The organism is Mesobacillus sp. AQ2 (assembly GCF_030122805.1).
Taxonomy (GTDB): Bacteria; Bacillota; Bacilli; order Bacillales; family Cytobacillaceae; genus Mesobacillus; species Mesobacillus oceanisediminis_A.
This window is the reverse complement of sequence record NZ_CP126080.1, coordinates 3,405,066-3,417,502: the sequence shown is the minus strand read 5'-3', so window position 1 is coordinate 3,417,502 and position 12,437 is coordinate 3,405,066. Positions and strand designations below refer to the sequence as shown.

The 12,437-nt window shown below is 44.5% G+C and carries 14 protein-coding genes and 1 other annotated feature; all 14 genes read left to right on the top strand.

What is annotated here, in order from left to right; translation table 11 throughout:
- Nucleotides 1-84 precede the first annotated feature (84 nt).
- The 14 genes from QNH36_RS17330 to greA all read left to right on the top strand — a co-directional run bounded on the left by QNH36_RS17330 (nt 85) and on the right by greA (nt 12,436).
- Nucleotides 85-561: a PRC-barrel domain-containing protein gene (locus tag QNH36_RS17330; protein ID WP_283903871.1), complete on the top strand. Its 477-nt coding sequence runs from the start codon at nt 85-87 to the stop codon at nt 559-561.
- A 9-nt stretch (nt 562-570) separates the two neighbouring features.
- Nucleotides 571-762, top strand: a complete 192-nt coding sequence (locus QNH36_RS17325) for a hypothetical protein (RefSeq protein WP_144476106.1) — start codon at nt 571-573, stop codon at nt 760-762.
- 23 nt (nt 763-785) lie between these two features.
- Nucleotides 786-920, top strand: coding sequence for a YrzQ family protein (locus tag QNH36_RS17320; protein WP_251540968.1), 135 nt, complete (start codon nt 786-788; stop codon nt 918-920).
- Between the two features lie 280 nt (nt 921-1,200).
- Nucleotides 1,201-2,280: an AI-2E family transporter gene (locus tag QNH36_RS17315; protein ID WP_283905432.1), complete on the top strand. Its 1,080-nt coding sequence runs from the start codon at nt 1,201-1,203 to the stop codon at nt 2,278-2,280.
- 65 nt (nt 2,281-2,345) lie between these two features.
- Nucleotides 2,346-2,558 (top strand) — a binding site (T-box leader).
- Nucleotides 2,559-2,633: 75 nt separating this feature from the next.
- A complete protein-coding gene (gene alaS / locus QNH36_RS17310) occupies nt 2,634-5,267 on the top strand; it encodes an alanine--tRNA ligase (protein WP_251540967.1) in 2,634 nt (877 codons plus the stop codon).
- A gap of 80 nt (nt 5,268-5,347) precedes the next feature.
- Nucleotides 5,348-5,617 carry an IreB family regulatory phosphoprotein gene (locus QNH36_RS17305; RefSeq protein WP_023627198.1) on the top strand — a complete coding sequence of 90 codons (270 nt, stop codon included), beginning with the start codon at nt 5,348-5,350 and terminating at the stop codon, nt 5,615-5,617.
- A gap of 1 nt (nt 5,618) precedes the next feature.
- A complete protein-coding gene (gene ruvX / locus QNH36_RS17300) occupies nt 5,619-6,035 on the top strand; it encodes a Holliday junction resolvase RuvX (protein WP_186326743.1) in 417 nt (138 codons plus the stop codon).
- 15 nt (nt 6,036-6,050) lie between these two features.
- Complete coding sequence (locus tag QNH36_RS17295; protein ID WP_023627201.1) at nt 6,051-6,338, top strand: DUF1292 domain-containing protein; 288 nt, start codon at nt 6,051-6,053, stop codon at nt 6,336-6,338.
- A gap of 471 nt (nt 6,339-6,809) precedes the next feature.
- Nucleotides 6,810-7,961 carry an endolytic transglycosylase MltG gene (gene mltG / locus QNH36_RS17290; RefSeq protein ID WP_144476109.1) on the top strand — a complete coding sequence of 384 codons (1,152 nt, stop codon included), beginning with the start codon at nt 6,810-6,812 and terminating at the stop codon, nt 7,959-7,961.
- 285 nt (nt 7,962-8,246) lie between these two features.
- The gene (locus QNH36_RS17285; RefSeq protein ID WP_283903870.1) at nt 8,247-8,885 is read left to right on the top strand and encodes an O-methyltransferase; all 639 of its coding nucleotides are present in this window, start codon (nt 8,247-8,249) and stop codon (nt 8,883-8,885) included.
- A 5-nt stretch (nt 8,886-8,890) separates the two neighbouring features.
- Complete coding sequence (locus QNH36_RS17280) at nt 8,891-9,820, top strand: peptidase U32 family protein (protein ID WP_283903869.1); 930 nt, start codon at nt 8,891-8,893, stop codon at nt 9,818-9,820.
- A gap of 27 nt (nt 9,821-9,847) precedes the next feature.
- Nucleotides 9,848-11,116 (top strand): peptidase U32 family protein, encoded by a 1,269-nt coding sequence (locus tag QNH36_RS17275; RefSeq protein WP_283903868.1) that lies wholly within the window; start codon nt 9,848-9,850, stop codon nt 11,114-11,116.
- 3 nt (nt 11,117-11,119) lie between these two features.
- Complete coding sequence (gene udk / locus QNH36_RS17270; protein WP_144476113.1) at nt 11,120-11,755, top strand: uridine kinase; 636 nt, start codon at nt 11,120-11,122, stop codon at nt 11,753-11,755.
- A gap of 204 nt (nt 11,756-11,959) precedes the next feature.
- Nucleotides 11,960-12,436, top strand: a complete 477-nt coding sequence (greA, locus tag QNH36_RS17265; RefSeq protein ID WP_144476114.1) for a transcription elongation factor GreA — start codon at nt 11,960-11,962, stop codon at nt 12,434-12,436.
- The last annotated feature ends 1 nt before the right edge of the window (nt 12,437 follow it).

Here is a 12,437-nt window from a genome sequence, read left to right as displayed (position 1 = left end):
GTGAAACGCTTTGGAAAACCTTACACATCATGATTTGCCCGAGACGGAGGAAACTAAGAGTGTTCGGAAAGGCGGGACACACTTTTGCGGACATTTTCACTTTTAAAGGGATTGCCTGTATATGAATTGGCGAGTGGTCAAAAACTGGGCGAAGTTTGTGATGTGAGCATTTCAAGCAATGGAAGCGTTGTAGGCTTACTTGTAAAAAAGGGTGCATTCATCAAGAAAACGTTTCAGGTCAAGATAGGTCAGGTTGAATCCTTTGGCTGGGATGGTGTAATGGTAAAAGACAAAGCAGCGTTGGAGCATTTGGAGGCAGAGCCTGAATATACGTTCGAGCATAATGATGGACTTGCTGGCAAGATCCTGTTATCAAGGGATGGAGAACAGCTAGGTTTGTTGGAAGACGTATATTTCATGGAAGAATTGGGCACGATTGTAGGGTACGAACTAACGGATGGCTTTTTTTCGGATATTATGAATGGAAAGCGTGTCGTCAAGACAACCGGTCCGCCTGCAATCGGAAAGGATGCCATCATCGTGACAGTTAAACCGAGATGAGGTGTCCTTATGTTAAGTTGTCCCAATTGCAGAAGCAAGGATATTGGCAAAATTGGCATCAACCAATATTATTGCTGGAATTGCTTCATAGAGCTGTCTTTGAATAAAGGTCTGATCCATACCCATCAAGTCGAAGAGGATGGAACCCTCAGCTCCCTTGATGACTTATTCGACGAAGATCAACGTCAATACGGCATGTAAAATAAACCGAAGAGGTGAAACACATGAACAAAATGTTAACCTCCGTGATCGCATTTGGCGCAGGTATGGCAGCCTATAACTATGCTTCCAACAACAATATGGTGTCTGGCAGGAAAATGAAGAAGCTAGGCAGAAAAATGACAAAAGCATTTCTTTAAAAAAGGAACCAATCCCCTGTAGTTTTTTATGCAGGGGATTTTCTAGTTGGGGAAATGGAAAAAAACCTCCGGAATTTTCAGTTCGCTATATTATGGCGAAAGTCGCTATAAATAGTAAAAAGTCGCTATAAAAACTAAAAAGTCGCTATAAAAAGCAAAAACTCGCTATAAAAAGTAAATTATCGGTCCTTTTTATTTAAAAAAATCCCGCCTCGGTACCAATAAAAGGTATAATCCGCTTCCTTTCTTTCAAGAATAAACAGGAGGGAGGGCGAACATGGTGAATATCCAAATGAAATGGTACTACCGGCTTGGATTTCTTCTCCTTTTGTTTATTGTACTTTTTGTTTTTATCAAGCTTCAATCTCTATGGGTACCTGTGCTTCAAATATTAATATCATTGCTGATTCCTTTTTCGATAGCTGCTTTCATTACATATCTGCTTCACCCGATTGTTGAATCCCTTCACCAAAGGGGCTTGCACCGGGGAGTATCGATTTTGATCATTTATATTTTATTTTTTGGCGGCGCAGGTTTTGCTTTTTATAAGGGTATTCCTGCTTTAATCCGCCAGCTGCGTGATTTGACGGAGAACGCCCCATATTTCGCCGAACAATATAAACAGATGGTTAACAATGTGGTTGACCAGACCTCGACATGGCCAGCAGGGATACATGAGAGGATCGAGGATGGAATCAACAGTATGGAGCAATGGCTTGATGGAGTGCTTGAAGGAACGATGTCTGTTTTGATGGGAATCATTAATTCCATTTTGACGATTGCGGTGATTCCGTTCATTGCCTTTTACATGCTTAAGGACTTCGATGCAATGAAAAAGGCAGCCTGGTACTTAACCCCCAGGCAATGGAGGCAGCCGGGCGCAAGATTTCTTCATGAAGTCGACAAGTCGCTCGGCAGCTATATACGCGGCCAGCTTCTCATCTGTCTGATCATCGGTGTGCTCTCCTCGTTGTTTTTCTGGCTTGCGGGTATTAAGTATTCGCTCCTTCTTGGAGCCATTGTCGGAATTACGAATGTGATCCCGTATTTCGGTCCGATCATTGGGGCAATACCGGCTGTCATCATCGCCGCAACAATGTCTATGAAAATGGTACTGCTGTCACTTGTGATCGTCTTTTCACTGCAATTTCTGGAAGGTAACATCCTATCCCCGCTGATTGTCGGAAAAAGCCTGCATATGCATCCTTTGATGATCATGTTCGCGCTTCTGGCAGGAGAAGAAGTAGGCGGCATCCTTGGGCTGATTTTGGCCGTTCCCGTACTGGTTGTTTTGAGGGCGGCACTGATCCACGCAAAAGACCACATCATTCTTGAAAGAAAAAAAGCACGTCCGACATAAATTTATGCCAAGTCGTTTGACAAACGCAATCCAGCTATATATAATTCGGCTATAGATTAATAATTCGAAAAATGTAGAAGGAACGAGTATGTTATAGACCATCGTCCAGAGAGGGATTGCCCAGGCTGAAAGAATCCCCGGTGAAGGATAACAGAAGGCTATTCCGGAGTGCAGGCAAAACCTGCCGTAGCAGCTGCGTTAAAGCGTCATTGAGAGATGGGCGTGCGTTTTTGCGTCCATAATCAGGGTGGTACCGCGAGCAAGCTCTCGTCCCTGTCCAGGGATGAGGGCTTTTTTTGTTGCCTAAAATCCCTGAAAGCTAAAATTTCACAAGGATTTAGGAGGTTTGTTTCATGAAGAAACTGACAGGTTCTGAAATCAGAAGAATGTATCTTGAATTTTTTAAGGAAAAAGGCCATGCCATAGAGCCAAGTGCTTCACTTGTTCCGCACGATGATCCGTCCTTGCTTTGGATCAACAGCGGTGTAGCGACATTGAAGAAGTATTTTGACGGCCGTGTTATTCCGGCAAACCCGCGTATCACCAATGCGCAAAAATCGATTCGTACGAATGACATCGAAAATGTCGGCAAAACAGCACGCCACCATACCTTCTTTGAAATGCTCGGCAACTTTTCGATCGGTGACTACTTCAAGGTAGAAGCAATTGAATTTGCATGGGAATTTCTAACGAGTGAGAAGTGGATCGGATTTGATCCTGAAAAATTATCCGTGACGATTCACCCTGAGGATGATGAGGCGTTTAACATCTGGAAAGATAAAATCGGCATTCCTGAAGAGCGGATCATCCGTCTGGAGGGTAACTTCTGGGACATCGGTGAAGGCCCAAGCGGTCCGAACACAGAAATCTTCTATGACAGAGGTCCTGAATACGGCAACGACCCTGAAGACCCGGAGCTTTATCCTGGCGGTGAAAATGACCGTTACCTCGAAGTATGGAACCTTGTGTTCTCTGAATTCAACCATAATCCGGATGGCACATACACGCCGCTTCCGAAGAAAAATATTGATACTGGTATGGGACTGGAGCGTATGGCTTCTGTAGTCCAGGATGTTCCAACAAACTTTGAAACAGACTTGTTCATGCCAATCATCAATGCAACTGAGGAAATCTCCGGTGAAAAATACGGACAGTCCAAAGAGAAGGATGAAGCATTCAAAGTTATTGCTGACCACATCCGTACTGTAGCTTTCGCTGTCGGTGACGGTGCACTTCCTTCCAACGAAGGCCGCGGGTATGTACTTCGCCGTTTATTGCGCCGTGCTGTACGTTATGCAAAAAAGCTGAACATCAACCGGCCATTCATGTTTGAATTGGTGCCGGTAGTGGGCGAAATCATGCATGATTTCTACCCGGAAGTAAAAGAAAAGACCGACTTTATCCAGAAGGTCATCAAAAATGAAGAAGACCGCTTCCATGAAACGCTGCACGAAGGCCTCGCTATTCTCTCTGAATTGATTAAGAAGGAAAAGGAAAAAGGCAGCGGCAAAATCCAGGGTGAGGATGTCTTCAGACTATACGACACATATGGATTTCCAGTTGAACTGACCGAAGAGTATGCAGAAGAAGAAGGTTTGAAGGTCGACCACGAAGGCTTTGAAAGAGAAATGGAACTCCAGCGTGAAAGAGCTCGTGCGGCACGCCAGGATGTTGGTTCCATGCAGGTTCAGGGAGGCGTTCTGGGGGATATTAAAGAAAGCAGCGAGTTCGTCGGATATGATAACTTTGAAACGAACAGCAAAATCGTTGCATTGATTAAGGAAGGCGAGCTTGTTGAGGAAGCGAATGCTGGCGACGAAATCCATTTCATCCTTGATGTCACACCTTTCTACGCTGAAAGCGGCGGACAGATAGCTGATAAAGGTACAGTCGAAGCAAATGGCGTCAAGCTGTCAGTGAAAGACGTCAAGAAAGCTCCGAATGGTCAAAACCTCCACAATGCAGTGGTGGTGGAAGGAACTGTTTCGAAAGGACTTGAAGTCACTGCAAAAGTCGATCAGGATAACCGTGCAAAAATCATCAAGAACCATACTGCAACACACCTGCTGCATCAGGCGTTGAAGGATGTACTGGGCACGCACGTCAATCAGGCAGGGTCACTTGTCGAGCCAGACAGACTCCGATTCGACTTTTCTCACTTCGGCCAGGTAACCGCTGAAGAACTTGAGCAAGTAGAAGCTATCGTCAACGAAAAAATCTGGAGAAGCATCCAGGTGGAGACGAGCTTCAAGCCAATTGCTGAAGCGAAGGCAATGGGTGCGATGGCATTGTTTGGCGAGAAATATGGTGATATTGTCCGTGTCGTAAAAGTTGGCGACTACAGCCTCGAGCTTTGCGGCGGATGCCATGTTCCTAATACATCTGTCATCGGGCTTTTCAAGATTGTATCCGAAGGCGGCATCGGTGCTGGAACAAGAAGGATAGAGGCTGTAACCGGCGAAGCGGCTTACAAGGTGCTTAACGACCAGATCGGCATACTGAAGGAAGCTGCTGGTAAGCTGAAGACTTCTCCGAGGGAAGTGGCGAACAGGATCGATTCACTGCTCACAGAAATGAAGCAGCTGCAGCGCGAAAATGAATCCCTTGCTGCTAAATTGGGAAATATTGAAGCAGGGAGCCTAACATCACAGGTCAAAGAAATTAACGGTGTCCAACTGCTTGCTGCACGCGTCCAGGCTTCTGATATGAACAGCCTGCGAAATATGGCTGATGACTTAAAGCAAAAACTTGGTTCTGCAGTCATCCTGCTTGGCATGACAGATGGCAGCAAGGTCAACCTGATTGCAGCTGTTACAGATGATTTGATCAAGCAAGGCTATCAGGCTGGAAAATTGATCAAGGAAGCAGCAGCCATTTGCGGCGGCGGCGGCGGAGGCCGTCCGGATATGGCCCAGGCTGGCGGAAAAGACCCATCAAAACTCGACAATGCGCTTCAATTTGCCGAAGAATGGGTAAAATCAATTTGATATAAAAGTAAAGTAGTGTAGAATGAAGGTATCTTGAAAGAAAATTTTACCTGCCATTTCTTAAAAGTGAGGTGCATTCGATGAGCTCTTTTGATAAAACGATGAGATTTAATTTTCCCGAAGAGCCTTTTGAGCATGATGCCAATGAAGTCCTGCTGCAGGTGTACGAAGCGCTGCAGGAAAAGGGATATAACCCGATCAACCAAATCGTCGGATATTTGCTCTCTGGCGACCCGGCCTATATTCCCCGCCATCGGGATGCCCGCAACATCATCCGCAAGCTGGAGCGGGATGAAATTATCGAGGAACTGGTTAAATCCTACTTAAGGAACCATCGAGAGGGGAAATAAATTGCGGATCATGGGACTGGATGTCGGATCGAAAACGGTCGGCATAGCCCTGAGCGATGAACTCGGCTGGACAGCTCAGGGACTTGAAACATTGAAAATCAACGAAGAAGAAAATGTGTTTGGTTTCGATGAAATTGGTAAAATAATAAAAGAGAACGAAGTCGGCAAAGTAGTCGTAGGTTTGCCGAAGAATATGAACGGGACGATTGGCCCGCGCGGCGAAGCAAGCCAGTTCTATGCCCGTGAGCTTGAAGAACGGTTTGGGGTTCAAACCATTTTATGGGACGAGCGTCTGACGACAGTGGCTGCCGAGAGAGTTTTGCTTGAGGCAGATGTAAGCCGCAAAAAAAGAAAGAAGGTCATCGATAAGATGGCCGCAGTAATGATCTTACAAGGCTATTTGAACAGCCAAAATTAAATTGAGGTGACTACAATGGATCACGGTGAAAACAACATTACAGTAGTAGACGAAAACGGCAACGAACAATTATGCGAAGTACTTTTCACATTTGATTCCGAAGAGTTCGGAAAATCATATGTACTTTATTATCCAGTCGGAGCAGAAGATAACGATGATGAGGAAATCGAAATCCACGCATCTGCTTTCACACCAACAGAAGATAATGAAGATGGCGAGCTCATGCCAATCGAAACAGATGAAGAGTGGGACATGATTGAAGAAATGCTCGAAACATTCCTTGCCGAGCAAGACGAAGAATAAGATTGTCAAATCTGGACCAGGCGAATGAAGCCTGGTCCTTTTATTTTTTGCCGGAAAAATATAAATGGACAATCAGTGGCATGATTCTTAGGTATGCGTCCGATAGAAGGCTCTAACGGACAAACAGGATGCTGTATCCCGAATAAGTGTCTGATAGAAGGGCGCTATCGGACAAACAAGGAGAAGAATCCTGAAGAAGTGTCCGATAGAAGAACTCTAACAATCAAACAAAGCTAAATCTTAAAATGTGTAATCAATATTTGCCTTCCACAATAGCACCTTCCATAAAAGGCACTGCATATGGGTGTCAGAACATATCTAACATCATTGTCGAATTTTTGGTTTGTTTGTCGTTCAAGGTATTTTTTCGTAATTATTTGCAAATAGAAATAGAAAATATAGTATAATGGTTCGAGATGTGATAATAGAGAGTATCCAGGAAGTATGTTTTGTTATCTGGAGGGGGAACTTATGTCTGACGAAAAGAATATACAGGATCCGAAAAAAGATAAGAAAAATTTGATTACTGAAAAGCTGATTGAGCAGCAGAAAGAAGCGAAAATTGTGAGGAAGATTGTTTTCATTACTGCAATCGTGGCCATCTTGCTCATCGGAGCGATCGGCGGCGGCGGCTATTATTACATAAAAGAAGCCATGAAGCCTGTCGAGGAAAACAGCAAGAAAACCATCGATGTCACGATTCCTATTGGTTCTTCTACTACAGGTATCGGGCAGATTCTTGAGGATAAAGGGGTCATAAGGGATGCCCGAGTCTTCAAATATTATGTGAAGTTCAAAAATGAAGCCGGCTTCATGGCCGGAGATTATAAAATGAAACCGTCAATGACGCTGCCTGAAATCATCACAAGCTTGAAAACAGGTAAAGTCATGCAGGATGTGGTCATGAAGATCACAATTCCTGAAGGTAAACAGCTGAAACAAATTGCCGGGATCATTGCTGAAAAAACACAGCAGGATGAAGCAGAAGTTTTCAAACAGCTGAACGATAAAGAATTCATCAAAAAAATGATGGAGAAATATCCGGATGTCCTTACTGATGAAATCCTGAAAGAGAATGTGAAGTACCCGCTAGAAGGCTATCTATTCCCTGCTACTTACCCATTTTACTCCGAAAAACCAACAATCGAGGAAATTGTCACTGTCATGCTGACAAAGACGAAGGAAGTGCTTGGTGAATTCAGGGGACAGATGGAAGAACAGGAAATGTCGACGCATGAATTAATGACGATGGCATCACTAATCGAAGAGGAAGCAACTGAGAAAGCAGACCGCGATAAGATTGCCAGCGTCTTCTACAATCGCCTGGAAGACGGAATGATGCTGCAGACAGACCCAACTGTCCTGTATGCCCACGGCGAACATAAAGAACGCGTGTATTTTAAGGATCTTGAAATCGATGACCCTTATAATACCTATAAAATCCAGGGGCTGCCACCTGGACCTATCGCCAATCCCGGGATCATGTCAATTGAAGCCGCACTGGCTCCAGCTGACACTGATGATATGTATTTCATCGCGACATCCACAGGTGAGGTGCTCTTCTCGAAGACTCTGGATGAGCATAATCGCAAAGTGAATGAACATATCACCAATAAAAAATAACAGCAATAAAAGGGAAATGCAGAAAGGTTCGCATTTCCCTTCTTATTGTGGTAAAATAATTCAAGTGTTTTTTTATAGTCATGTTACTGTCTGGCGGATGCTCTATTTGGGCGTCAGTGTTTATTCGATAGCGTGCATTGCAGATGAAGGAGTTTAAGCTTTTTAGCTAATGGACCTGTTTGGTTTTCTCTTTTAACCTGTGAACGCTATTTTTTTCATGCCTGTACAGTCATGTCAAAACCTACTCTGGCTTTCTTTAGAGCCTTTGAATAGAGGTGAGGCAGCTTGCTGAACGAAGAGCTGCAGAATTATATAGATTCTCTCATACAGCCCAGAGATGGCATACTATCCGAGATGGAAGAGTATGCGTTGCTTAACGGTGTACCCATTATGGAGCAGGCCGGCATAGAAACAATGCTCCAGCTTCTAAGAATCCAGCAGCCGGAAACAATCCTGGAAGTCGGGACTGCAATCGGCTATTCCGCAATGAGGATGGCATTTGCCCTGCCGCAGGCTAATATCATCACACTCGAGCGTGATGAAGACCGGTACGAGCTTGCCGTCGATTATATTAAAAGATCGGGCATGCAGGACCGAATCACCCAAATCAAAGGGGATGCGCTTGAGCTTGAAGTGGAAGTCGCGGCCCATGCTCCATTTGACGCTATTTTCATTGATGCGGCAAAAGGACAGTACAAACGATTTTTCGAACTGTACTCGAGTTACTTGAAACCCGGGGGAATGATCATCACGGATAACATCCTTTTTAAGGGGCTTGTATATAACCAGGAAGCAGAAAGCAGAAGAGTCCGCAGCCTGGTAAAAAAAATAGACGAATTCAACCGCTGGCTTGCAGCCAATGAGGAGTATGACACGATCATACTTCCGATTGGCGATGGCGTAGCGGTTAGTAAGAAGAGGTGAACGGAATGAAGAAACCTGAATTATTGGTAACGCCAACTAGTATAAATGATATTATCCCATTGGCAGAGGCTGGAGCTGATGCATTCCTGATTGGAGAGCAAAAATTCGGTCTTCGTCTTGCTGGTGAGTTCAACCGTGAAGACGTAAAACAGGCAATTGAATTGGCACACTCTAAAGGCAAAAAAGTATATGTAGCCATGAATGCGTTGTTCCACAACGAAAAAGTGGACTTGCTAGGCGACTACCTCACATTCCTCCAAGATGTAAAAGCGGATGCAGTTACTTTTGGTGACCCTGCTGTTTTGATGGCTGCTAAGGAATATACACCCGACATGAAGCTGCATTGGAGCACCGAAATGACAGGGACGAACTGGTATACGTGCAACTATTGGGGCAGGAAAGGTGCAAAGCGCGCTGTCCTTGCAAGGGAAATCAATATGGATGCCATCGTAGAAATCAAGGAAAATGCCGAGGTGGAAATCGAGGTACAGGTTCATGGAATGATGAACATGTTCCAGTCAAAGCGCCCGCTTCTTGGCCATTATTTTGAGTATCAAGGCAAGGCACTGGAGGTAGAAAATCGTAAGCAAGAACGTGATATGTTCCTCCACGATAAAGAGCGTGAGAATAAATACCCTATTTTCGAAGATGAAAATGGCACGCATATCATGAGTCCTAATGATATTTGCATTATTGACGAACTGACGGAGCTTTTGGAAGCAGGCGTCGATTCTCTTAAAATCGACGGTATCCTGAAGAGCCCTGAATATATATTGGAAGTTACAAAGCTCTACCGCCAAGCCATTGATTTGGCAATTGAAGATCCTGACCAATACGACGAAGAAAAAGATAGCTTGCTGGAAGCGGCAGAAGAACTGCAGCCGCCTAATCGCCCGCTGGATACAGGATTCTTTTTCAAAGAGACGGTTTATTAACAGGAAGAACTATGAGGAGGTTGCGTAATGGCAGCAGTAGCAGATAAAATTTCGCAAATTATCGATGGTAAACGTGTCATCGTGAAAAAACCAGAACTGCTAGCGCCGGCTGGAAATCTTGAAAAACTTAAGATTGCCGTCCACTACGGTGCAGATGCCGTTTTCATCGGCGGACAGGAATATGGTTTGCGTTCTAATGCGGATAATTTCACCTTTGAGGAAATGAAGGAAGGTGTCGAGTTCGCCAAGAAATACGGTGCAAAAATATATGTTACAACAAATATCTTCGCACATAATGAGAATATTGATGGACTAGAAGATTATATGATGGGGTTGAAGGAAGCAGGGGTACACGGAATCATCGTGGCTGATCCGCTCATCATCGAAACTTGCCGAAGGGTCGCTCCTGAGATCGAGGTCCACTTAAGCACGCAGCAATCTCTATCAAACTGGAAAGCAGTCCAGTTCTGGAAGGAAGAAGGACTCGAGCGTGTCGTACTGGCGCGTGAAACTGGTGCTGAAGAAATCAAGTTAATGAAGGAAAAGGTCGACATTGAAATAGAAACCTTTGTCCACGGAGCAATGTGTATTGCTTATTCCGGACGTTGTACTCTGAGCAATCACATGACTGCACGTGATTCAAACCGCGGCGGCTGCTGCCAGTCATGCCGCTGGGACTATGACTTATATAAACTCGAAGGAAGCGATGAGAACCCATTGTTCAATGATGGGGATGCTCCGTTCGCTATGAGCCCTAAAGACCTTAAGCTGATTGAATCAATTCCGCGTATGATTGAAATTGGCATTGACAGCCTAAAAATTGAAGGCCGCATGAAGTCGATCCACTATATCGCAACAGTAGTCAGCGTATACCGCAAAGTGATTGATGAATATTGTGCGGATCCTGAAAACTTCGTAATCAAGCAGGAATGGCTTGAAGAATTAGACAAATGTGCGAACCGCGAGACAGCAACTGCCTTCTTTGAAGGGGTTCCTGGGTATAAAGAGCAAATGTTTGGAAACCATAGCAAAAAGACCACTTTCGATTTTGCCGGTCTTGTGCTTGATTACGATGCTGAGACACAAATGGTGACACTCCAGCAAAGGAACTACTTCAAGCCTGGCGACGAGGTTGAATTCTTTGGACCGGAAATCGAGAACTTCACTCATGTGATTGACAAGGTCTGGGATGAAGATGGCAATGAACTGGATGTTGCCCGCCATCCGCTTCAGATCGTGAAGTTCAAGATGGACAAGCCTGTCTACCCAAATAACATGATGCGGAAGGAGAAGTAATAAATGGACCGCAAACCTGTTGTAATTGGTGTAGCCGGCGGCTCCGGCTCAGGAAAGACAAGCGTGACAAAAGCTATTTATGATAGCTTTAAGAGTCAATCAATTCTTATGATTGAGCAAGACTACTATTACAAAGACCAGAGCCACCTGCCTATGGAAGAGCGTTTAAAGACAAATTATGACCATCCACTGGCTTTTGACAATGATCTTTTGATAGAGCATATCCAGAAACTGCTTCAGCACGAGGCAGTAGAGAAGCCGGTTTACGATTATGCCATCCACACTCGCTCAAACGAAGTCGTACATGTCGAACCGAAGGATGTTATCATTCTTGAAGGGATTTTGATCCTCGAGGATCAGAGATTGCGGGATTTGATGGATATCAAACTCTATGTAGACACGGATGCAGATTTGCGGATCATCCGCAGGCTCCTGCGCGACATCAAGGAGCGAGGGCGCTCAATGGATTCGGTTATTGAACAGTACGTGAACGTTGTCAGGCCGATGCATAACCAGTTCATTGAGCCGACTAAGCGTTATGCGGATGTAATTATACCTGAGGGCGGTCACAACCATGTTGCGATTGACCTGATGGTAACAAAAATTCAAACAATTCTTGAACAAAAATCATTTTTGTGACACAATAGCATAGATAATATGGACATGGGAGTACTTGCAAAAAGTGCTTCCTTTTCTCCAAAGGTAAATAAATGGCCTGAAATGGCCCTGTTTAAACTGCGCGCCCTGATATAGGACGCGCTCCTGTATATTTTTCAGGATACATAATATAATATTACACAATCTATTTTGGGGATTTGTGAAGACTAGAAGGAGTGAAGTATTTTGGCTACAGAAAAAGTTTTTCCTATGACACAGGCAGGGAAAGAAAAGCTGGAACAAGAATTGGAACAATTGAAGACAGTTAAACGAAAAGAAGTGGTTGAGAGAATCAAGATCGCCCGCAGCTTTGGTGATCTTTCAGAGAACTCTGAGTACGATTCTGCAAAAGAGGAACAAGCTTTTGTTGAAGGCCGTATCACGACTCTTGAAAATATGATCCGAAACGCAAAAATCATCCAGGAAGATGAGTTGAGCACAGATGCTGTCAGCCTTGGCCGCACGGTTACATTTGTCGAGCTTCCTGATGGCGATGAAGAATCTTATACAATCGTTGGAAGTGCAGAAGCAGATCCATTTGAGGGCAAAATTTCAAATGACTCTCCGATTGCGAAAAGTCTGATGGGCAAAAAAGTGGGCGATCAAGTGGCTGTCCAGACTCCTGGCGGTGAAATGAGCGTTCGCATCACTTCTATTAAGTAAT

Bases quoted from the DNA above. Each gene is read 5' to 3' on its own strand.
- QNH36_RS17305 (WP_023627198.1), top strand. From the start codon at position 5,348: ATGAGCTCTTTTGATAAAACGATGAGATTTAATTTTCCCGAAGAGCCT.
- QNH36_RS17280 (WP_283903869.1), top strand. From the start codon at position 8,891: ATGAAGAAACCTGAATTATTGGTAACGCCAACTAGTATAAATGATATT.
- QNH36_RS17295 (WP_023627201.1), top strand. From the start codon at position 6,051: ATGGATCACGGTGAAAACAACATTACAGTAGTAGACGAAAACGGCAAC.
- QNH36_RS17275 (WP_283903868.1), top strand. From the start codon at position 9,848: ATGGCAGCAGTAGCAGATAAAATTTCGCAAATTATCGATGGTAAACGT.
- QNH36_RS17325 (WP_144476106.1), top strand. From the start codon at position 571: ATGTTAAGTTGTCCCAATTGCAGAAGCAAGGATATTGGCAAAATTGGC.
- QNH36_RS17320 (WP_251540968.1), top strand. From the start codon at position 786: ATGAACAAAATGTTAACCTCCGTGATCGCATTTGGCGCAGGTATGGCA.
- mltG (WP_144476109.1), top strand. From the start codon at position 6,810: ATGTCTGACGAAAAGAATATACAGGATCCGAAAAAAGATAAGAAAAAT.
- alaS (WP_251540967.1), top strand. From the start codon at position 2,634: ATGAAGAAACTGACAGGTTCTGAAATCAGAAGAATGTATCTTGAATTT.
- udk (WP_144476113.1), top strand. From the start codon at position 11,120: ATGGACCGCAAACCTGTTGTAATTGGTGTAGCCGGCGGCTCCGGCTCA.